24 protein-coding genes are annotated in these 20,614 nt (G+C 65.3%); 15 read left to right on the top strand and 9 right to left on the bottom strand.

The window, feature by feature from the left end:
• Nucleotides 1–159: 159 nt before the first annotated feature.
• On the top strand, nucleotides 160–1,089 hold the full coding sequence (locus R5H30_RS20190) for a DUF2493 domain-containing protein (protein WP_318330472.1): 930 nt from the start codon (nucleotides 160–162) through the stop codon (nucleotides 1,087–1,089).
• Here R5H30_RS20190 and R5H30_RS20185 read toward each other — a convergent pair.
• The 6 genes from R5H30_RS20185 to R5H30_RS20160 all read right to left on the bottom strand — a co-directional run bounded on the left by R5H30_RS20185 (nucleotide 1,071) and on the right by R5H30_RS20160 (nucleotide 3,946).
• On the bottom strand, nucleotides 1,071–1,484 hold the full coding sequence (locus R5H30_RS20185; protein WP_318330471.1) for an SRPBCC domain-containing protein: 414 nt from the start codon (nucleotides 1,482–1,484) through the stop codon (nucleotides 1,071–1,073). The two genes, R5H30_RS20190 and R5H30_RS20185, sit on opposite strands and share 19 nt — an antisense overlap.
• Nucleotides 1,485–1,547: 63 nt before the next feature.
• The gene (locus R5H30_RS20180; RefSeq protein ID WP_318330470.1) at nucleotides 1,548–1,928 is read right to left on the bottom strand and encodes a DUF1428 domain-containing protein; all 381 of its coding nucleotides are present in this window, start codon (nucleotides 1,926–1,928) and stop codon (nucleotides 1,548–1,550) included.
• A complete protein-coding gene (locus R5H30_RS20175) occupies nucleotides 1,925–2,338 on the bottom strand; it encodes a DUF1801 domain-containing protein (protein WP_318330469.1) in 414 nt (137 codons plus the stop codon). The genes R5H30_RS20180 and R5H30_RS20175 overlap by 4 nt, the downstream gene beginning before the upstream one ends.
• Nucleotides 2,339–2,815 (bottom strand): VOC family protein, encoded by a 477-nt coding sequence (locus R5H30_RS20170; RefSeq protein ID WP_318330468.1) that lies wholly within the window; start codon nucleotides 2,813–2,815, stop codon nucleotides 2,339–2,341.
• Entirely contained in the window at nucleotides 2,812–3,243 is a 432-nt protein-coding gene (locus R5H30_RS20165) for a VOC family protein (RefSeq protein ID WP_318330467.1), read from the bottom strand. The genes R5H30_RS20170 and R5H30_RS20165 overlap by 4 nt, the downstream gene beginning before the upstream one ends.
• Before the next feature lie 52 nt (nucleotides 3,244–3,295).
• Complete coding sequence (locus R5H30_RS20160; RefSeq protein WP_318330466.1) at nucleotides 3,296–3,946, bottom strand: TetR/AcrR family transcriptional regulator; 651 nt, start codon at nucleotides 3,944–3,946, stop codon at nucleotides 3,296–3,298.
• A gap of 102 nt (nucleotides 3,947–4,048) precedes the next feature.
• On the opposite strand from R5H30_RS20160, the gene R5H30_RS20155 reads away from it, so the two are divergent.
• The 9 genes from R5H30_RS20155 (at nucleotide 4,049) to R5H30_RS20115 (ending at nucleotide 12,568) form a co-directional block, all read left to right on the top strand.
• Nucleotides 4,049–4,324, top strand: coding sequence for a hypothetical protein (locus R5H30_RS20155; protein ID WP_318330465.1), 276 nt, complete (start codon nucleotides 4,049–4,051; stop codon nucleotides 4,322–4,324).
• Nucleotides 4,324–4,656 (top strand): type II toxin-antitoxin system RelE/ParE family toxin, encoded by a 333-nt coding sequence (locus R5H30_RS20150; protein ID WP_318330464.1) that lies wholly within the window; start codon nucleotides 4,324–4,326, stop codon nucleotides 4,654–4,656. Before R5H30_RS20155 ends, R5H30_RS20150 begins: the two co-directional genes overlap by 1 nt.
• A gap of 118 nt (nucleotides 4,657–4,774) precedes the next feature.
• Complete coding sequence (locus R5H30_RS20145; RefSeq protein WP_318330463.1) at nucleotides 4,775–5,752, top strand: zinc-binding alcohol dehydrogenase family protein; 978 nt, start codon at nucleotides 4,775–4,777, stop codon at nucleotides 5,750–5,752.
• Nucleotides 5,753–6,216: 464 nt separating this feature from the next.
• Nucleotides 6,217–6,555, top strand: a complete 339-nt coding sequence (locus tag R5H30_RS20140) for a DUF736 domain-containing protein (RefSeq protein ID WP_318330461.1) — start codon at nucleotides 6,217–6,219, stop codon at nucleotides 6,553–6,555.
• 64 nt (nucleotides 6,556–6,619) lie between these two features.
• Nucleotides 6,620–6,979 carry a DUF2958 domain-containing protein gene (locus R5H30_RS20135; RefSeq protein ID WP_318330460.1) on the top strand — a complete coding sequence of 120 codons (360 nt, stop codon included), beginning with the start codon at nucleotides 6,620–6,622 and terminating at the stop codon, nucleotides 6,977–6,979.
• 183 nt (nucleotides 6,980–7,162) lie between these two features.
• Nucleotides 7,163–7,300 carry a hypothetical protein gene (locus R5H30_RS20130; RefSeq protein WP_318330458.1) on the top strand — a complete coding sequence of 46 codons (138 nt, stop codon included), beginning with the start codon at nucleotides 7,163–7,165 and terminating at the stop codon, nucleotides 7,298–7,300.
• 348 nt (nucleotides 7,301–7,648) lie between these two features.
• Nucleotides 7,649–8,230, top strand: a complete 582-nt coding sequence (locus tag R5H30_RS20125; RefSeq protein WP_318330457.1) for a transposase — start codon at nucleotides 7,649–7,651, stop codon at nucleotides 8,228–8,230.
• Complete coding sequence (locus R5H30_RS20120) at nucleotides 8,217–10,556, top strand: relaxase/mobilization nuclease domain-containing protein (protein ID WP_318330456.1); 2,340 nt, start codon at nucleotides 8,217–8,219, stop codon at nucleotides 10,554–10,556. The genes R5H30_RS20125 and R5H30_RS20120 overlap by 14 nt, the downstream gene beginning before the upstream one ends.
• Complete coding sequence (locus R5H30_RS20115; RefSeq protein ID WP_318330455.1) at nucleotides 10,556–12,568, top strand: type IV secretory system conjugative DNA transfer family protein; 2,013 nt, start codon at nucleotides 10,556–10,558, stop codon at nucleotides 12,566–12,568. The genes R5H30_RS20120 and R5H30_RS20115 overlap by 1 nt, the downstream gene beginning before the upstream one ends.
• A 420-nt stretch (nucleotides 12,569–12,988) precedes the next feature.
• Here R5H30_RS20115 and R5H30_RS20110 read toward each other — a convergent pair whose 3' ends face one another.
• Complete coding sequence (locus R5H30_RS20110) at nucleotides 12,989–13,402, bottom strand: RrF2 family transcriptional regulator (RefSeq protein WP_318330454.1); 414 nt, start codon at nucleotides 13,400–13,402, stop codon at nucleotides 12,989–12,991.
• A 107-nt stretch (nucleotides 13,403–13,509) separates the two neighbouring features.
• Between R5H30_RS20110 and R5H30_RS20105 the strand changes: the two genes are divergently transcribed.
• From R5H30_RS20105 to R5H30_RS20090, 4 genes are read left to right on the top strand one after another with little or no spacing between them, the layout of a single operon-like run.
• Nucleotides 13,510–13,995, top strand: a complete 486-nt coding sequence (locus R5H30_RS20105; RefSeq protein WP_318330452.1) for a hemerythrin domain-containing protein — start codon at nucleotides 13,510–13,512, stop codon at nucleotides 13,993–13,995.
• Entirely contained in the window at nucleotides 13,992–14,672 is a 681-nt protein-coding gene (locus R5H30_RS20100) for a 5-formyltetrahydrofolate cyclo-ligase (RefSeq protein WP_318330451.1), read from the top strand. Before R5H30_RS20105 ends, R5H30_RS20100 begins: the two co-directional genes overlap by 4 nt.
• Before the next feature lie 11 nt (nucleotides 14,673–14,683).
• Nucleotides 14,684–15,889 (top strand): NnrS family protein, encoded by a 1,206-nt coding sequence (locus R5H30_RS20095; protein ID WP_318330450.1) that lies wholly within the window; start codon nucleotides 14,684–14,686, stop codon nucleotides 15,887–15,889.
• 11 nt (nucleotides 15,890–15,900) lie between these two features.
• Nucleotides 15,901–16,566 carry an NnrU family protein gene (locus tag R5H30_RS20090; protein ID WP_318330449.1) on the top strand — a complete coding sequence of 222 codons (666 nt, stop codon included), beginning with the start codon at nucleotides 15,901–15,903 and terminating at the stop codon, nucleotides 16,564–16,566.
• Nucleotides 16,567–16,569: 3 nt separating this feature from the next.
• Here the strand turns inward: R5H30_RS20090 and R5H30_RS20085 are convergent, their stop codons facing one another.
• Together R5H30_RS20085 and R5H30_RS20080 are read right to left on the bottom strand one after the other, a co-directional pair.
• Nucleotides 16,570–16,869 carry a carboxymuconolactone decarboxylase family protein gene (locus tag R5H30_RS20085; protein WP_318330448.1) on the bottom strand — a complete coding sequence of 100 codons (300 nt, stop codon included), beginning with the start codon at nucleotides 16,867–16,869 and terminating at the stop codon, nucleotides 16,570–16,572.
• Nucleotides 16,870–16,892: 23 nt separating this feature from the next.
• Complete coding sequence (locus R5H30_RS20080; RefSeq protein WP_318330447.1) at nucleotides 16,893–17,591, bottom strand: cyclic nucleotide-binding domain-containing protein; 699 nt, start codon at nucleotides 17,589–17,591, stop codon at nucleotides 16,893–16,895.
• Nucleotides 17,592–17,847: 256 nt separating this feature from the next.
• Here R5H30_RS20080 and R5H30_RS20075 point away from each other — a divergent pair, with 256 nt between their 5' ends.
• Complete coding sequence (locus tag R5H30_RS20075; RefSeq protein ID WP_318330445.1) at nucleotides 17,848–20,571, top strand: nitrate/nitrite transporter; 2,724 nt, start codon at nucleotides 17,848–17,850, stop codon at nucleotides 20,569–20,571.
• Nucleotides 20,572–20,614 lie beyond the last annotated feature (43 nt).

Genomic DNA, 20,614 nt, shown 5'->3' with positions numbered 1-20,614 from the left:
GGCCGGCCCCGCAACGGCTGCGCCGTCCTCCGCTCCGCTCCGGTTCCACCCCGTCGCCCGCGACGGGGACCCCTGAGAATGCGGGCCCGTCCGGCCCCCGCTTGCCCGTCGCCCGGGAAGGCCGCGCGAGGCGCGCGGTCCCGAGAACCGGAGACCACCATGACCGAGACCCAGACCCGCTCCACCACCGCCATCGTGCTCGACGAGCTGCAGCTCTACGGGCACCGCCCCTTCGCCGGCGAACCCGACTCGCGACCGCTTCCCGAGGCCGACACGGTGCGCACCGCCGTCGCCGACATCTTCGACGCCCTCGTCGCGACTCTGTGCGACACCCGCCTCGAGCCCGACCTCGAAGACCTGCTCTGGTCGACGACCAATCTCTTCCACCGCATGGCGACCCGGATCGATCGCGACCTCGATGCAAACGAGCAGGCGCAACGCCGGTCGCAGCGCGAACAGGACGGCTCCGAGGTTCGCTCGGTCGAGCTGGAGACGCTGATCGCCGAAGGTGTCACCTTCCTCGAACGCCGGAGCGCCTACGAGGCGATGCGCGATCTCGCCGCCGAGCTCTTCGAAACCCATCTCGGGCAGACCTGGCACCCGCGCGCCGGCAGCCACGTCAATCGCCGGACGCTGACCGCGGCCCTGATCGACAGCCGTGACCATATTGCCGCGAAACGCCGTGCCGAGCTCGAACCGCTCCTGCCCGCGGGTCCGAAGATCGCCTTCTCCGGCGGGCTCGACTGCCAGGATCACCGCGCCATCTGGGAAGCGCTCGACCGGGTCCGCGCGAAGCACCCCGACATGGTCCTCCTCCACGGTGGAGCTCCGCGCGGAGCCGAACGCATCGCCGCCACCTGGGCCGACAATCGCACCGTTACCCAGATCGTTTTCAAGCCCGACTGGACGCGGCACGGCAAGGCCGCCCCCTTCAAGCGAAACGACCGGCTCCTCGAGATCGTGCCGATCGGTCTCGTCGTCTTCCCGGGCTCGGGCATCACCGACAATCTCGCCGACAAGGCGCGGACGATGGGAATCCCGATGTATGATTTCCGCGCGAAAGCGAAGGGTCAGGTCCGCGCGACATAGGCGGCATAGCTGTCGAGGATGGCCTGCCATCCATCGCGCTGCATTTCGACAGGATTCATCGTCTCGGCATCGAAAACCGTTTGGACCCGGGTGCGGTCGCCGTCGGCTTCGAACGTCGTGCGGGCGCGACGCCCGTCGTCAAGACGCAGAGTAAGGGCGTGGGGCGGATCGACTTCGTCGTAGATGCCGGTGAAATCAAATCCGAACGAGCCGTCTCTTGCCTCCATGCGCGCAAAGTGCTTGCCGCCTTTGCGCAGATCGACCTCGGCTCTGGGACAGTGCCAGTCCGGCGAGGCATGGTTCCACTCCGTGATCGCATCGGCCGATGTAAAGGCCTGCCATGCCCTTTCGGGCGATGATATGACAGTGGTATTGATCGTGACTTCTTCTGACATTGCCTATCTCTCTTTTGCGTGCGTGCATCCCGACTTGCGCGCCCTGTTGGATTCAGATGCGCCCTAGCTGACTTCGACGATTGGCTGGAACCCGCCGTAGATCAGGCGCGTGCCATCGAACGGCATTGGGTTCTTCTCGGGGTCCATGCGCGAATCGCCCTTTTCGGGGGTCTCCATCCATTCGGTCAGGGTCTTCATGCCCGCGTCGCGCGTTGCCTTGTCGGGCCACTCGATCCAGGAGAAGACGACCGTTTCGTCGGCCGTTGCCTTCACTGCGCCCCGGAAATCGGTGACCTTGCCGTCGGGCACGTCGTCGCCCCAGCACTCGACGACGCGTGTCGCGCCGAGGTCGATGAACACGCTGTCTCCGAGTTTCGCGTGCTCGATGAATTTCTCCCTGTTCGCGGTCGGAACCGCGATGACGAAACCGTCGATGTAGCTCATTGTTGTTCTCCCATGGTAGTCTTCAGACGTGTCAGAACGCCCTTGCGTTTGACGATGTTCTTGTAGTCCCAGGCGATCTTCCGGCTCTTCTCCAGCCAGCGGTCGAGTTCGGACAGATCGACTTCGTCGGCGGATTTGTAGAAGATCGAGGCGTCTTTGAACTTCCGACCGGGGACGTTCAGCCGGGGCTCATCGAAGCCCGCGCCGCTCCAGAACATGAGCCGAATGCCACGCTTCTGCTTGCTGTACCCGACAGTCGGATTCCCATCGAGGAACCACACCGGATGCCCGTGCCAGACCCTCGCCTCCGCTTCGGGCAGGTGCTCTGCAATGGTCTCCGCCAAGAGCGCACAGACCTCGCGCTCGCTGTCCGCGAGGCCGGCGTGGTAGTCCTCGATCGACCCGGTCATCTACGCAACTGCCGCTTCGAGCGCCGCGATGTCGATCTTCCGCATCGTCATCATCGCCGCGAAGGCGCGGCCTGCCTTCTCCGGGTCGGTGCTGGTCGTCAGGTCGAGAAGCAGTCTTGGCGTGATCTGCCAGGAGTGCCCCCACCGGTCCTTGCACCAGCCGCAGGCGCTTTCCGCGCCGCCATTGCCAACGAGCGCGTTCCAGTAGCGGTCGGTTTCCTCCTGGCTTTCGGTCACGACCATGAAGCTCACCGCCTCGTTCGGTTTGAAGGTCGGGCCTCCGTTCAGGCCGACAAAGGCGCGGCCCAGCACGGTGAACTCGACGGTCAGCTCGGTTCCGGCCTTGCCGCCGGGGAAATCGCCGGGCGCGGAATTGACACGTCCCACGTGGCTGTCGGGGAAGGTGGCGGCGTAGAACTCCGCCGCCTTCCGGGCCTCGCCATGGTCGTACCAGAGGCAGGTGACGAGTTCGGTCATGACTGGGCGCCTCCCATCTTGCCGCCGTCGAAGCTCAGCATCCAGGGCGTGCCGAACCGGTCGGTGAACATGGCGAAGCGTTCCGCCCAGAACGTTTCGGCCGGTTCCATCTCGACACGTACTGCGTCCTTCGCCAGCGCCTCGTAGACGCGGTCGAACTCCGCACGCGAGGCGGCGGGGATCGAGACGCGGAAGCCCTGCGGCTTGTCGTACATGTCCTCGGAATTGTCCGACGCCATGACGGTCGCGTGCCCGAGTGTCATCATCATGTTCCTGACCATTTCATCGCCGCCGGGCATCCGGCTTTCCGCGTCCGGCGCGTCGGCGTTCCGGAACACGCCCGAGATCTCGCCGCCCAGCACCTCGGCGTAATGGGTCATCGCCTCGAAGCAGTTGCCTTTGAAGAAGAGGTAGATCGTCGGTTCCATGGTTGGTCCTCCCGTGTGAAACGCAGTGTTGGTCTGAATTGCGGGCAGGGGATCACTGCAGTGTCCCGTCGCGGGTTGCGGTAGAGAAGAGAAGCTCGACGTAGCGCCTGAGGTGGTCGACGCTGTCACGCGCGATGTCGCGGTCCCCGGTTGCCTTGGCGAGAATGAACGCACCCTGGAGTACTGCCTGGGTGTGGGCGGCGAGGCTCGCGGGCGTCCAGGCGGCCCGGATGCCGCGCGCCGCCATCGCCGCTTCGATGTCCGGCTCGAGTGTCGCCGCGTGGCCGAAGATGCTGGCGGCGCAGGCCTCGCGGATCGCAGGGTGAGCGTCGAAGACCTCCTGCGTCATGGTGCCGACCAGGCAGGTGAACTCGGCGGGATCGCCCTGAATGATCTCGCGGCGGAAATCGATGTAGCCGAGCAGCCGGTCATAGGGGTCGTCGTGATCGTGATAGGGCGCGTTCGCGAAGAAGGCTGATGTGGTCTCGGCCCAGTAGGAGGCCGCTGCCACACCAAGCGCCTCCTTGTTCTCGAAGTTATGGAAGAAGGCGCCCGAAGTGACGCCGGCGGTCTTGCAGAGTTCCGCCACGGACGTCGCCGCGAACCCGCGCGCCCGGATCACATCCCGGGCGGCTTCCAGCAGCCTGGTTCTGGCATCTCCGCGCTCGGGGTCTTTCAGGGTCGGTCTGGGAATGAGACTCACATACAGAGTAATCGGTATGTATGTCAATGAGGCCGCCGCGCATTCGGGTTGCCCGGCACTACTTCGAATGGTACTCTAATGGAGCACCAAGTAGAGGCCAGCATGTCCGTCCAGAAACAGTCCGTCAGCTTTACCGAAGCGGCCTACGCCTTCGCGCGCGAACTCGTGGAGGCCGGGGAGTACCCGAATGTCAGCGCGGCAGTTTCCGGCGAGCTTGCAAAGGCCAAGGCCGAACGCGACCGCGAGCGGTCGCTTCTGGAGGCGGAGCTGGAACGAAGACTCGCGCTGCCGCTCGACCAGTGGGAACCGGTCGGGGAGGTCGGCACCGTGACCGACGGCGCCCGCGCGCATTTGGCGGCGGTCAGCGCGAGATCCTGATGCGGATCGTCCGACACCCGTTCGTCGAACGGGACCTGATCGGCATGGTCGACCATATTGTCGACGTGACCCAGGGCGACGTGGCGGCCGCGGAACGACGCCTCGACGAGGTGGATGCGCTGATCGCGTCGATCCTGGAAAACCCCCGGTCCGGTATCCGTCTCCGCGGCGCGCTTTCAGGCTGGCTGGTGCGGCACGGCGGAGCCGGTCACCGGCTGACGATCGTGTTTCGGCCTGACGTGCAGAGCGGCTCGATCTATATCGCCCTCATCGCGTTCGGCGGCCGGGACTGGATCCGATTGGCGGCGTTGCGGCGCGGGTTCGCCGAATGAGCGGACGGATGGGGCGCGCGTCATCCGTCCGGTCAACTTGCGGAATGCGCCAGGTGCGAACATGGGCTGGCTGTTTGCCGAAGTCTCACTCATGTGACGCTTCAAGGGAGGGCACGAGATGAACACCATGAAAGCCGTCGTCATCCGCGAGGCCGGAGGACCGGACGTCCTCAGGCTCGAGACCCTGCCGATCCCGGAGCCGAAACCGGGCTGGGTGCTGATCCGGGTGCGGGCTTTCGGCCTCAATCGGTCGGAGCTGTTCACCCGACAGGGGCATTCTCCGAACGTACCGTTTCCGCGCGTCCTGGGGATCGAGGCCGTCGGCGAAGTGGTCGCGGCACCGAACGGCGGCTTCGCGGAGGGCGACACCGTCGCCACCGCAATGGGCGGCATGGGCCGTCAGTTCGACGGCGGCTACGCCGAATACACCCTCGTCCCCACCGGACAGGTCCAGAAAGTCTCCACGACGCTTGAGTGGTCGATTCTCGGCGCGCTGCCCGAGATGGTGCAGACCGCCTGGGGATCGCTGAACACCGCGCTGCGCGCTACGAGCGGCGAGACGCTCCTGATCCGCGGCGGAACCACATCGGTCGGGCTGACGGCTGCCATCCTGGCGAAACAGACCGGACTGCACGTGATCGCGACCTCGCGCCGGGACGACCGGCGCGAGATGCTGCTGAAGAACGGCGCGGATGAGGTCGTGATCGACACGGGGGCGATCGCTCCGGCGGTCCGCGAACGCCATCCGAAGGGCGTCGACCGCGTGCTGGAACTGGTCGGGACCACCACGCTCCTCGACAGCCTGCACTGCGCCGCCCCAGGCGGGTCGGTCTGCATGACCGGCATGGTCGGCAACGCCTGGGAGTTCGAGCGCTTTAGCCCGATGGACGCCATCCCGACCGCCGTGAACCTCACCACGTACTCGGGTGGCGCCGGCGACTTCCTGTCGACCCCGCTCCAGCAGGTCGTCGACGCCGTCGAGGCGGGGGTTTTCGCTCCGCCCATCGGCATGTCGTTCTCCATCGACGAGATCGTCGCGGCGCACCGGGCCATGGAGGACAACACTGCCGGCGGCAAGATCGTCGTCACAACCTGAGCGGCCAAGCCGTCATCGTGGCGCCGCGCGGCAGCCGTCACGCGGGTCGCCGCGACGATCCGCCACCCGCAAATGAACGCCCTCATCGCGACAGTCGCGGCCGGACTTTTCTCCGATCCGAAGGGCAGGCCAGTTTCCCCTTCCCCTGGCGCAGGCCACGCATCCCTGACGGGCCTCTCCGGGGCTGATCTGACCGCGACCGGCTGACGCCTCGACCGCCTCGGCCGCAACGGCGGGTCCGGACTTTCTTCCCCTGGTCGACCACCCCACGCGACAAGTCGCGCGGGGACCCCGGATCGCCCATTCCTCGCGAACGACCCTGCGGGTCCAAGAAAGACCGTCCCCGCCGTCCTCCACTCTCGTTCCGGGCCGCAAGCGGCTGCGTCGGCGGTTCGTCCCGGTCCAGTCGATCGCCATCGAGGCCGCGACGGGCGCGGGCTCGGATGAGCCAAAGGAGAAACGACATGGCCACCATCGGAACCTTCAAAAAAGCCGGCAGCGAATACGTCGGCGAGATCGTCACCCTCAGCGTGCAGGCGAAGAACGTCCGGATCGTCCGCGAGGACAGCACGCCGAACGACAACGCCCCCTCGCACCGGGTCTTCGTCGGCCGGGCCGAGATCGGCGCCGCCTGGTCGAAGCGCTCGGCCGAGGGGCGCGACTACCTCAGCCTCAAGCTCGACGACCCGAGCTTCACCCAGCCGATCTACGCCAACCTCTTCGACGACACCGTCATCGAGGGCGGCGAGGAGACCTTCAGCCTCATCTGGTCGCGGCCGAACGGCCGCCGGAACGGCGACTGATCCGCATCCCGGGGCGGCTCCGGCCGCCCCGGCTTTCTTCACAATCGGACAAGGGACCAGACCAATGGACCTCCTGACAGACACCATCCTCGAGCGGCTCGCCGCCAACGGCCGCGAGAACCACGATCGCCAGCTGTCCGGCCTTGACACGATCGACCACCGGCCGGTGGTCAAGCTCTTCACCCCGGATGCCGGGGCGACCTGGCTGCTGACCGAAACCCATCCGAACGATCCGGACGTCGCCTTCGGGCTCTGCGATCTCGGCCTCGGTTGCCCCGAGATCGGCTCGGTGCGGCTGAGCGACATCCGCGCGGTGCGCGGGCGGCTCGGACTGCCGGTTGAGCGCGATCTCCACTTCGACCCCGACGCGACGCTCGGCACCTACGCCGAGCGCGCCCGACAGGCGGGAGGGATCGTCGCATGAGCACCTCGGTGTTTCGGTAAAGTTGCATCGACATGCGCTGTCTCTCGCCTTCGGCTCGAACGCGCATGTCGACGATTTGTTATCCGTGAAACCGAAACCCCGGCAATCGCACCCGACCACGTCAGCGCCTTCGAGGCACTGACCTCCGGGGAATACGAGAACTTCGCGCTCTTCTCCTGCTTCGTGAACGGGGCGCCGGCATCGGCCATAGTGGCGGTCTCGCCACCGAAGGATGCGGACGGGGAGGTGATCATCACACCTCTGTTCGTGAGCGTGACCGACACCATGGTCGTCACCGATCACGACGGGACACCGGCCTGAGACACCGAGGCGGGCCGTTCCGGCGGCCCGTCTCTTGCACCGGCACCGTTGCCCGGTTTCGAGATCGGGCGTAGACTGACGGCATCGACAAGTCTTCCTCCCTCGTGGGCCCGCATCGTTATGACACGGTGCGGGCCTTTCGCATTCGTCAGGCCTGGCGGTTGGTCGGGCAGCCACCATGAGGTTCCTTGGGCCAGGGCCTCGCCCCGTCGGGGCTCGGAGAACACGGAAGACGCGGCCACCCTCACCTCACTCTACGATAATATATCATTGACACGTTGCTATAGCTTCGTAAGGTGAGGGTGGCCGCGTCTGAAGGTGGCAGGAAATAGGGGGGCTTTCTTCCGCATGTCCCGCGCGAAACGTCTAACCGAGACCGAGAAGATGGAGATCGTGCGAAAGGCCGGAGAGGGCGTCTCGACGTCAGATCTGGCCTTGCGCTTCGGGGTCACGTCGCGGGCGGTTCGGTATGTGCTGAAGGCCCATGAGGAACGGCAGAGGGACGCCGCGATCCCGACCGCCGCGGTGACCGTGAAGCTGACCCAGGAGGAGATCGGCGCCCTCGACGCGGTGCTGGACGCCGCCGGGATCGAGACCCGCACGGACGGGCTGAGACGGCTGATCCAGGCCGCCGGGGGAACCTTCGTCCCTGACGTTCACCTGGCCGCCGAGATGGCGCGCTACCGGGCCGCGCTCCACGAGGTCGGCAACGGCGTCGCCCAGATCGCCAAGCAGATGACGCAGGCCAACCGGAGGGGGCAGGGGGCTCGCCCGGAATTCTCCGAGTTGCGGCTGGCGCAGATGCGCGGGCTTGCACGGTTCATCCTGGACGCGGCCGACGAGATCGACCTGCTCGTTCGGCGCCGACGAGACGCGATGCAGCTCGAGGCCACGGCCGCCCTGAGGGAGTTCGCCCATGCGGCTGAATGATGCCGTCCACGACGTGACCGGCGAGGTCTTCCGGGACGGCTGGAGCCGGATCCGGGGCTCGATGCAGGGACTCCATGTCGCGAAGCAGAGGCAGCTCATCCGCGCCGCCGCCGGGCATCGCGCGGCGGTCTTCAAGGCGATCCGGGGCGGGGGCACCCATACCAAATCCCAGCTTTCGAACCAGCTCGGCTACCTCACCACCAAGTCGGCCCATATCGTCGACTCGAGCGGTTTCCTTGACGGGAAAACGCGGCTCGAGCCTGCCGAGATCAAGGACCTGGCGGAGCGCTTCGCCAAGCGCTGGAGCGCCGGGTTCAAGCCGAAGCTCGGACAGACCACCCACATGCTCATGTCCTTTCCGATCGGGACACGCGGCGAGGACGTCCGCGATATCACGGCGAATGTCGCGGAGCGGTTCTTCCAGACCGACGAGGGACACTTCGACTACATCATCGCGGTCCACGAGGACCGGGCACATCCGCACGCCCACATCGTTCTGAACCGCCGGTCGCAGGAGGGCGAGTTCTTCTTCCTCGGTCGCGATCACCGGTTCAACTACGACGATTTTCGCCTCGCGATGGTCGAGGAGGCCGAAAGGTTCGGCTTCCGGCTCGAGGCCACCCGGCGGATTGACCGGGGCGTCCTGCACTACCCGCCGCGGACGCGCGAGGTCTACGCGGCGAAGGACGAGGGCCGGGCGCCGGAGCCGCGGCCCCGGGTCGGCGCCGACCTCAAGCGCGCGCTCGCCGAGATCGCCAATACACGCACCGTCTACCACGCGCTCGCCACGGAGGCCTCGCGCGAAGCCCGGGAGGACATTGCCGACGCGCTCTTCCGGGCGGGCCAGCTTCTCGCGACGGGCGGCAGACTTGGGACTGAAGGAGGTGTCTACATGGCCGAGGACCAGACGTTCGAAGACCTGCGGACCCGCTACGCCGACCAGGTCGCGCGCGTCCAGGGGATGATCGAGGGCAAGCCGGAGGTGGAGCGGCCGCGCTTCGAGAGGAGCCTCAACGAGATCCAGGCGCGGCTCGCCCATATGCAGCCCTTGGGACTCCGGTCGGTGACGCTGACCGAACGGCCGTCCGAGGGCGGGATCTATTCAGAGGCGAACATCGACCGGGATCAGCTGGTGCGGCTCAGGGAGCCGGATGTCCGGGCGCAGATCGACACGGCGCTCCGGGGCACCGGGATCCGGGCGTCGGTCGTCATCGCGCGGATGGAGACCGGGGCGCAGAACGCCGCGCTCGAGCGGCAGTGGATCGCCGACGACCTGGCGCGCGTGGCCGAGACCGACGGTCTTAACCTCGAACGCCGCGCCGATCTGGAGACCGCCCGCGATGCGCTCAACCGCGCCCATGTTCAGCTCGGCATCGCGCTGGAGAGAGCAAGTGTCCTGAGGGAGGACGGCGTCATGGACGCGGAAACCATCTCGGAGCGTTTCCATTACCATCGCGAGGCCGCCGAGGCGATGGAAGGGACGATCCGGCGGGAGATGCGCGCGGAAGGCATGACCGACCAGCAGATCGAAGACCGCGACTGGCAGATTGCGTCCCGGGCCGAGCTGCGGATCGAAACCGAGCAGCGCGCGTATATCGACGCGCACCCGCACCTGCTCGCCCGGCCTGGCGAGGTGATCGACCGGTCTGAACCCTTCAGGGAACACATTACCGACGAGGATCGCGTCGACGAGATCGCGCGCGAGGTCGATCGGATCATGGCGGAGCGCGACGTCAGGACGCCTGTCGCCGAAGCCGTCACGGACGATTTCCGCGCGCGCTATCCGGACATGCCTTCGCATCTCGCCCGCGGTCTTGGCGCGACCTATGCAGCTGTTGTCGAGGCGCGCGACACGGTGGTCCTCAACCAGGTTCGGCGCGAGACCGAGATGCGCGAAAGACTGGGAGACAGCGTGATCGATGCAGCGCAGGACGCGCGCCTGGCGGAACGACGGGCGACCGAAGTTGCCGGTCAGCCGGTCCGCGACGCGGAGCTGCGACGGGTCATCGCGCATGAACGGTCCGGCGACTTGTCCGAGCCGTTTTTGGATGCGGAGGAGCGTTTGGCCTTTCGCGACGCGGTGGAGAGCGAGCTCGACGCGGACCAGATCGACCGGCTGAGGGGTGGCGACGTCGACATCCTGAAACCCCGGATCGGGGACCGTCTGGACCGGCTCTACGCGGCGAAGGTCTACCTGCAATCCGACGCGGCGACTGCGAACAGCGATGCGACCCGGGCCGTGGTCGAGGAGATCGCCGACCGGGAGTACGAGCGGCACCGCGCCGATCTCCACGACGGCGAGAGCGAATGCGGGGAGACCCACTGATGACGGGGCTCGGGACAGGTCGGCTTGCCGTCGGCGTCGTGCTGGTGACACTCGTCGCCGCCCTGATCGGCTATGTCATCGCCTCGGCCGTCCTGACCTTCCGGGATCTCGGGCTCCGGGCCGAGATCGACTTCTTCTACATCGCCGAGAACTATCTCGCGATCCGGGCCGCGCGGCCCGAAGACTTCCGGCTCGTCAACCTGATCATGGGCGGGGCCGGGGTGGCGGGTCTCCTGATGACCCTCGCCATGTCCGGCTCGGCGCTCACCCGCTTCGGCTACACGCATTGGCAGACCCACCGGGAGATGAAGCGGAACGGCTTCTTCGGCAAACCCGGCACGGGCTTCGTGATCGGCAAGCTCGGGAAGCCCACGTCCCGCGCGCCGTTCCTCTGCTCGAAGACCTTCCCGCACGCGCTGATCGTGGCGCCCACCGGGCGCGGCAAGACGACCGGCTTCGTCATTCCGAACCTGCTCACCTGGCAGGGCTCGGCGGTCGTCCTCGACGTGAAGGGCGAGTGCTACGAGGCCTCGGCCTGCCACCGCGCCGCGGCGGGAGACAGGGTCTTCCGCTTCGCGCCGACGGACTGGGAGACACGCCGGACCCATCGCTACAATCCGCTTCTCCGGATCTACGAACTCCAGGATCCGGCGCGCCAGCAGATGGAACTCCTGCTCCTGGCGACGCTCTTCCTGCAGAACGACAACGACCGGGTGCAGGGACTCCTGAAGGGCGGGATCGATCTCTTCGTCGCGGCCGGAATTCTGGCCTTTCAGCGCCACCGACCAACGTTGGGAGAGATCTACAGGATCGCTGCCTCGGGCGGGCAGAAGCAGAAGGAGTATCTCGCGCGCGCCCTCGAGGTCCGGAACCCGGCCGCGCGGCTGATCTTCACCCGGCTGGCATCAACCAACAACGACACGCTCACCTCCTATGTCTCGCTTCTCATGACGTCCGGGCTCGACCAGTGGCAGAACCCGGCGATCGACGACGCCACGGCGGTCTCGGATTTCGACTTCCGGACGATCCGGAAGCAGCCCTTCAGCGTCTACCTCGTGGTCCAGCCGCTCATGGTGAAGCCCTTGGCGCCGCTGATCCGGCTCTTCTTCTCGGACCTGCTGTCCGCACTCCAGGAGAAGGAACCGGGTCCGGATGAGCCTTGGCCGGTGATGATCCTGCTCGACGAATTCAACCGCCTCGGCAAGATGCCGATCGTCGCCGAGAGCATCGAAATCCTGCGGCAGTACCGCGGGCATCTCGCCATCGTCACCCAGACCATTCCCGCCATCGACGAGATCTACGGCGAGAACACGCGCCGCGCGCTGCAGGGCAACGCCGGCATCAAGCTCTATCTCACGCCCTCGGACGAGAAGACCGTCGAGGAACTGAGCAAGGCGGTCGGCAAGACCACGAAGACCGTCGTCACGCGCTCCCGCGCGATCGGCAAGAACCCCTTCGAGGGGCGGAGCCAGTCCGAGCGGACCGAGGAGGTGTCGCTCCTGCCCGAGGACGAGGCGCGTCGGCTGCCGCTCGACGAGATCGTCGTCGTGGTCGATGCGCAGATGCCGGTCCGGGCCAAGCGCGTTGTGTACTTCGAAGACCCGTTCTTCAAGAGTATTCACGCGGCGCAGGACGGCGACCTGCCGATTCCGGACGTGCCCGTCGGTCCGATGGGCGAGCTCCCCCTGAGCGTCCGGGCGACGGCGATGGCCCCGCGGGGATCGGGTCTCTCGGAACGCGATTTCGAAGCCAGGATGGGGATTGGCGAGGGTGGTGGAAGCTCACCCGCCGACCCGGCAGAGGCTCCGGACGTCCGTCGGTACCGTGCAGCCGCGATCGCGGATGACCATCGCCAGTTCGAGATGGATTTCGAGGGTCGGGCAGGTCTTGATGTCGAAACGCTTACCGCGGACGACCTGTCGGTGGTTCAGGAAGCACTGAGCGAGCTTGATCGTCTCGAAGGGGAGATCACGGACGTTTCAGAGCCGGGAGGTAAGTTGGTCGCACGCTGAAGCAGACATTGGAAACACTCGCGGCGAAAGACAGGATTGAGCCCAAATTAACGAATGCTGCACTATGCACCAATGGCTGAAAACCCTGAGTAGGTGGCCATTAAAGGTTGCACTTCGCGACCGTCCCGCTGATGGATGGTGGCGATTAAGAAACGGTTTCAGTGTCTTAAACAGTGCCGTGTGCAGTAGATGTTCATGTTTCAATCGGGGGATTGCGTATTGTGTCGTGCTCCCTGCGGCTCGGTTCAGAACCGCCGTGTAAAACGATCCGGGATCTGCACGTGGCAGGCGAACTACGCTGCGATGTCGGCCCTGCGGATTTCGTCAGTCTACTGATGTCGGCGATGTCTTCGAGATGCGCGTGGCTGTCGCGATTGCGCTACGCATCGCTGTCTGGGGGCTGAGAGCGCCATTGGCACCTCAGGCACTCTCGGGCCGATAGGCGCAATCAGCGAGCGTGCTTTGGTTCAGATCGGCCAGAAAGGCCGCCTCCGCATGGGCCAGCCGGGCCTTTAGCCGACATTTTGGCGATAAGGTGCAGGTGTTCGTGCCGGAGGCAAAGCATTCCACCAGCGCCTGATCGGCCTCGAGCACCGCCACCACATCGCCCAGCCGAATGTCCTCGGGCGCGCGAGCCAGCATCGCGCCGCCCCCGCCGCCGCGCCGGGTTTCCAGAAGACCTGCCGCGGCAAGCGCCGAAATCACCTTGGCCAGGTGGTTGCGCGAGATACGGAACTCGGCGGCTAGATCGGCGGCCGAGAAGGCCCGATCCGGCGTGCCCGCCATGCGCATCAGCACGCGAAGCCCGTAGTCTGTGAAGGACGTGAGGCGCATGGTCGCTGTCCTGAATTGGTATTTACAATGCGTATTACTGTGGTTTAATCGGTAAATCAAATGCCAATTCATTATCATCCGCCGGTTCGCCACAGAAGGGATGAGTCATGGTCGACAAAGCCACCGCCGCAGTGCCGCAGGAAACCGGCGCCCTGATCGACCACATCCTGTCCAACTATCACGAGATGCACCGGGCGGATCTGGCCTCGCTCGTACCCTTGGCCGAGCGCGTCGAACAGGTTCGCGCCAATGATCCAGACGCCCCGAAGGGTCTTGCCCATGCCCTGGCCACGCTTGCGCACGAGATGGAAGATCATATGGCAAAGGAAGAGATTATCTTGTTCCCGGCAATGCGCGCGGGCGGCGGAGTGGGTATCGAAACACTCATTGCGGTCATGTGTGCCGACCATGACGATCACGCCGAGACCATCGCTCTGATCCGCAAGCTGACAGGCGATCTCACACCTCCAGAGCATGCCTGTGGCTCGTGGTGGTCGCTTTATGGCGGCACGGCGACATTGATTGACGAACTGGCCTCGCACATCGCGTTGGAGAACGACGTGCTTTTCCCCCGGTTCGAGTCGGCAAGATGACCAAGGACGGGACATATGCCTCGCCGCCTTGCATGGCGGCCGAGGTCGATCCCGCGTATTTCGACCCGCTTGGCGTTGATCCCGGGCAGGCGCGCGATGTGGCGCGCTGGCGCCGGGCGGAACGAGCACGGCTGACCGGGCTGAGAGAGGGCCTGGGCCGGGCCGGGCGGGCGCAGGTTTCGGACAGGATCGCGGGGTATCTGGGCAGGGTGCTTGCGACGCGTGGCGTGAGGCGCGGATGCGTCCTGTCCGGCTACTGGCCGATCAAGGGGGAACCCGACCTGCGCCCGACCTTCGCCGATCTGCACCGCGCGGGCGTCACCGTCGCCTTGCCAGTGGTCGAGAACCGCGCCGCGCCACTGGTGTTTCGCCGCTGGACACCGGAGACCAAACTGGTGCGCGGCGACTGGAACATCCCCGTTCCCCCGCCCGGGGCCAATGTGCTGGTGCCCGATTTCGCGCTCGCGCCCTGCCTCGGGTGGACCGACGACTGCTATCGGTTGGGTTGGGGTGGGGGCTACTTCGATCGGACGTTGGCGGTGCTGACGCCACGCCCCATCACCATCGGCATCGCGCTGAACGCCGCCCGCCTGCCGACGATCTTTCCGCAACCCCATGACATCCCGCTCGACCTGATCCTGACCGAGGACGGCGTCGCGGCAACAAGGCCGGACTGAAGGACACACAGATGACCACCACGACCGAACAGATGCGCGCCTGGACCGGACCCGCGATCCTGACCTTCGGGTTCCGCCCGTTCTTTTTTGGCGCAGCGGTCTGGGCGGTGCTGGCGATGGCACTTTGGGTGCCCATACTGTCGGGGCACCTGACATTGCCCACCGCTTTCGACCCCGTGTCATGGCATGCGCATGAGTTCCTGTTCGGTTATCTGGGCGCCGTCGTCGCCGGGTTCCTGCTGACCGCAGTGCCGAACTGGACGGGGCGCTTGCCGATCGTCGGCTGGCGCCTCGCGATGCTCGCGGTCCTTTGGCTGGCAGGGCGTGTGGCGGTTGCGGTCTCGAGCAGCATTCCTGCGCTGCCAGTCGCCATGGTCGATCTGGCGTTTCCGGTTGTCTTTGCGCTTCTGATCGCGCGGGAAATCGTGGCGGGCAAGAACTGGCGCAACTTGATCGTGTTGGCGATGCTGGGGGTCTTCATTCTCGGCAATGCACTTTTCCACTGGGAGGCGGCAAAGGGCGACTACGCGGCCCAAGGCTATGGCCTGCGGCTGGGCCTTGGCGCGGGCGTGATGATGATCGCGGTCATCGGCGGCCGCATAGTGCCTTCCTTCACCCGCAACTGGCTGGTGAAACGGCGCAGCGCCGTCCTGCCCGTGGCGCCGATGCAGTCCTTCGACAAGGTGGCGTTGCTGGTCCTCCTGATCGCGCTTCTGTTGTGGGTCGTCCTGCCTCTCGGGACGTTGACCGGGCCGGCCCTTGCGCTGGCAGGCGTATTGCACGCCCTGCGATTGGCCCGCTGGGCCGGACACCGGACCTTTGCTGAACCGCTGGTGACGGTGCTGCATGCCGGCTACGCCTTCGTCCCACTGGGGGCTCTGGCATTGGCTGTGGAAATTCTTGCTCCGGGGTCGTTCGGAATGGCAGGCGCGCAACATTTCTGGATGGCTGGCGCAATCGGGCTGATGACGCTTGCCGTGATGACACGCGCCACGCTGGGTCATACAGGGCAGGACCTCACCGCCGGCGCGGGGACGGTTATAATCTACCTAGCCCTGATCCTGTCCGTCTTCGCGCGGGTCGCTGGCGGCGTCTGGCCCGAAGTCTCCGGCACGCTGACCACGGCGGCAGGTCTGTTGTGGATCGTGGCCTACGGCGGTTTTGCCATCGTCTACGGCACGCTCTTGCTGCGCCTGCTCGCGGCCAGACGGGCCTGAGGCGCGCGCTCATGGGATGGCTGGAGTTCGTCGCCGCCTATGCCGTGTTTTTCGCGTCGCATTCCCTTCCGGTGCGCCCCTCTGTTCGGCCCTGGCTTGAGGCACGGCTTGGGTCGTCCGGATTCACATTGGCCTATTCCGCTCTGTCGCTCGTCGTTCTGGCTTGGTTGATCGGTGCGGCAGGCCGCGCGCCGCATTTGGCCGTTTGGGACTGGGCGCCATGGCAGGTCCATGTCCCACTGACGGTCATGGGGCCTGTCTGCCTGATCCTTGCGCTCTCCATCGGCCGGCCCAACCCTTTCTCGTTCGGGGGTGCACGCAACGACCAGTTCGACCCTGCACGGCCCGGCATCATTCGCTTGTCGCGTCATCCGCTGCTTCTGGCGTTGGCGCTTTGGGCGGCGGCCCATGTCGTGCCAAACGGAGATCTGGCACATGTGATCCTGTTCGGCACCTTCGCTGCCTTCGCGCTGCTGGGAGGCCGACTGATCGACCGGCGCAAGCGCCGCGAAATGGGGCCAGAGTGGCAACGGAGGCGTGATTGCGTGGCGGACGCACCGCTCCTCTCGGCGTCCCAGTCGGGAGGCACTCTCCTGCGGGTTGCGGCAGGCATTGCGCTGTACGGGGCGCTGCTCTGTGCGCATCCATTTCTTTTTGGGGTCAGTCCGCTTCCCTGAACGTCAATCCTTGATGTCTTCGATCCAGGTCTTTGCGGCGACGGCACGGGGCAGGCCAAGCGGGCCGATGGCCAGCATCGCAACCTGCATGATCGCCTCAGCCTCAATCCCCTCCGATCTGGCGCGCCGGGTGTGGGAATGGACCGCGCCTTCGGAGCCCGCGCCAATCGCGAGGGCGAGCTTGACGAGGCGCTTCTCGCGGTCTGTCAGGGGGCCGCAATCGGCCGTTGCCTTGCCCAAGGCAGCATAGGCCTTCCAGACATCAGGGTGTTCCTCGGCGAGATCTCCGGCGGCGCCGGGCATGGATTTGGTCATTTGTCAGTCCCTCAGGTTGAAAAGTCATCAATCAGCGGATTTGGTTTCGCAAAGCGCTCAAGGTCCGCCTGATTGTCGATGGAGATGCGGGTGCCGGTCACGGTAACGCCATAGGGCTGCAGGCCCTTGAAGGCGCGGCTGAGATTTTCAGGGGTCATGCCCAGCACAGAGGCCAGGCGCCGCTTCTCGAAGTCCAACTCGAACGCAGCCCCACCGCCGGCGTGCCTTTGTTGCCTGAGCAGGTAATTCGCGAGCCGCTCGAGCGACGTTCTGAGTTTCAGGTCCTTCTGCGCCTTGATGACCGAGCGATAGCACTGCGCCAGTTCCGTGACGATCGCACGGGCAAAGTTGCTGTCGGCACCAAAGATCGCGCGCACGTCCTGACTGGGGATCAGCGCGATCCGGCTTTTCTCCAACGTGCGGGCCGACATCAGGTAGGGCGCATCCTTGATGGTCGCGGCAAGAATGAAGGTCGAGATTGGGCGGACAGTCGCCATGCTGGTCTCTCGGCCATTCCAGGTCGAAAACAGATCCACAGAACCCGAAATGACGATGTGAAGAAAATCGCTCGGTTCTCCTTCAGTGATCAATTCGATCTGTGCAGGGAAATTCTGCACATAGGCGCCACGCATCAAGGATGTGAAATTATCATCCGCCATCTGCGCAAAGAGATCGAGTTTTCGAATATCCCGGTATTCGGAATCGGGCATGTCGGTCCCCCTTCGACTTTGCGCGCTTAACAATTGTCACCAAATCAATTGATATATGTCAAACCGTCGGTTGACCTTCGCGACCGCAGCCTTGATCTGCGACCGCGCACCGGATGACAAATTTCTGTAAGCCATTTATTTCGTTATCCTTTTCCGGGTTTTGTGATCTAGATCAAGTCACCGGCGGCTCAGCAGCGTCAGGTCTGGCACTGATCCCCTCACAGGGGTGAAAGACATATTTTGCCGGAGACCCGCCATGCAGACCGTAGCCACAGCCTCACGCGCCGATCAGACACGCGCCCTGAGCCTGAGCACGATCGCCTTTACCGCCTGTTTCGCGGTCTGGACGATCTTTTCCATCATCGGTGTCGCCATCAAGGCCGAGCTTGGCCTGAATGACACCCAGTTCGGCCTGCTGGTCGCCACCCCGATCCTGACCGGATCGGTCATCCGCCTGTTTCTCGGCGTTTGGACCGAGAAATACGGCGGGCGGCTGGTGTTCTCGAGCCAGATGATTCTGACGGCGCTGGCCACATGGGCGCTGACGCTGGCGGACAGCTACATCATGTACCTGATTGCGGCGCTCGGCATCGGCCTCGCTGGCGGATCGTTCATCATCGGCGTGGCCTATGTCAGCCGCTGGTATGACGCTGGCCACCAGGGGACCGCGCTAGGTATCTTCGGTGCGGGCAACGTCGGCGCCGCGGTCACCAAGTTCGTCGCTCCCTTCGTCATGGTCGCCTATGGCTGGCACGGTGTGGCCTATGCCTGGGCCGCGGGGCTCGCCATCATCGGCGTACTGTTCTTCCTGTTGGCAAAGGACGACCCCGAGCTGGTCGAGCGGCGCAAGACAGGGGCGAAGGCACCGTCGCTGGCGCAGCAATTCGCGCCGCTGAAGAACCTGCAGGTCTGGCGCTTCTCGCTCTACTACTTCTTCGTGTTCGGCGCCTTCGTGGCACTTGCGCTCTGGATGCCCCACTACCTGATCGACGTTTACGGCGTTGACGTGAAAACCGCTGGCATGGCGGCGGCGTCATTCAGCCTGTCTGCCTCGCTGTTTCGCGCCTATGGTGGTCACCTGAGCGACAAGTTTGGCGCGCGCCAGGTCATGTACTGGACCTTCGGTTTCGCGCTGGTCCTTCTGTTCATGCTGTCCTACCCGCCGACGGATTACGTCATCCAGGGCAAGGACGGGCCGATCGCCTTCTCGACCTCGATGGGGTTCTGGCCCTTCATCGCCGTCCTGTTCACGCTCGGCTTCTTCATGAGCCTCGGCAAGGCGGCGGTCTTCAAGCACATCCCGGTCTACTACCCCAAGCATGTCGGCGCGGTCGGCGGTCTGGTGGGCATGATCGGCGGCCTTGGCGGCTTCGTCCTGCCCATAGCCTTCGGCGCACTCCTGGACCTCACCGGCATCTACACCTCATGCTTCGCACTGCTCTTCGGTCTTGTCGGCATCGCGCTGACTTGGATGCATCTGTCGATCCGGGCCATGGAGCGCGCGGCACATGGCCCGGCGCTCGACGAGCTGCCAAGCCTGCCGGAGATGCAGGAAATCCACGTGCCGGGGAAGACGGTCATGCCGCGCGTCCTCGCGGACTGGCATCCTGAAGACGCCACGTTCTGGGCGGACAAGGGTCGGGCCGTTGCGCGTCGCAACCTCTGGATCTCGATCCCGGCGCTGCTTCTGGCCTTCTCGGTCTGGATGGTCTGGTCGGTCGTCGTCGCCCGTCTGCCCGCCATCGGATTCGACTTCACCCCGGGCCAGCTGTTCTGGCTGGCGGCCCTGCCGGGCCTGTCGGGCGCGACGCTGCGGATCTTCTATAGCTTCATGGTGCCGATCTTCGGTGGGCGGCTATGGACCACGCTGTCGACCGCCTCGCTTCTGCTGCCTGCGATGGGTATCGGCTACGCAGTCCAGAACCCCGACACGCCGTACCTGATCTTCCTCGTGCTGGCGCTGCTGTGCGGCTTCGGCGGCGGCAACTTCGCCTCTTCCATGGCCAATATCGGCTACTTCTTCCCGAAGGCCGAAAAGGGCAACGCGCTGGCGCTGAACGCAGGCCTCGGGAATCTCGGCGTGTCCGTCATGCAGTTCCTCGTGCCCATCGTCATCACGGCGGGCGTGTTCGGGGCGCTCGGCGGGCAACCGCAAACCATGTCCGACGGCGGCCAGCTCTGGATGCAGAACGCAGGCTTTGTCTGGGTGCCCTTCATCCTCGCAGCCACCGTCGCGGCGTGGCTCGGCATGAACGACATTGCCGATGCACGCGCCAGCTTCGCCGATCAGGCGGTGATCTTCAGTCGCAAGCACAACTGGCTGATGTGCATCCTCTATACCGGCACATTCGGCAGCTTCATCGGCTATTCGGCTGGCTTCCCCCTGCTGGCGCGACTGGCCTTTCCGGAGGTGAACGCACTCAACTACGTGTTCCTCGGGCCGCTGGTAGGCGCGCTCAGCCGGGCCGGAACTGGCTGGATCAGTGACCGCTTCGGCGGGGGGCGCGTGACCTTCTGGACCTTCGCGGCGATGATCGCGGCCACCTTCGGCGTGATCTCCTTCCTCGGGCTGGGGTCCTTCATCGGCTTCTTCGCCTGCTTTATGGCGCTGTTCTTCCTGACCGGTGTCGGCAACGCGTCGACCTTCCAGATGATCCCGGTGATCATGGGCCGCGAAGTGCCGCGCCTGATGCCGCACCTCGGGGTCGAGGAGCGCAAGCGCCAGATCGCCATGGAGTCGGGCGCCATCGTGGCCTTCACCTCGGCCATCGCGGCCTACGGCGCCTTCTTCATCCCCAAGGCCTACGGGACATCAATCGCGATGACCGGGTCTGCCGTTGGGGCGCTGTGGGGTTTCCTGATCTTCTACGTGATCTGCGTCGTCATCACGTGGGTGGTCTACACGCGCCCCGGCGGCCTTCTCCACGACATCGAACATGGCCGCACGCCGCAGGGCACCGCAGCCCAGGCCGCTGAATGATCCAGTTGATTTCCCGGGCGGCGGAACTCGCCGCCCGGGCTCA

It is taken from the genome of Roseobacter sp. FCG-D35 (assembly GCF_033436665.1).
Lineage (GTDB): Bacteria > Pseudomonadota > Alphaproteobacteria > Rhodobacterales > Rhodobacteraceae > JAWQFO01.
This window is presented reverse-complemented; position numbering and strand designations above follow the sequence as displayed.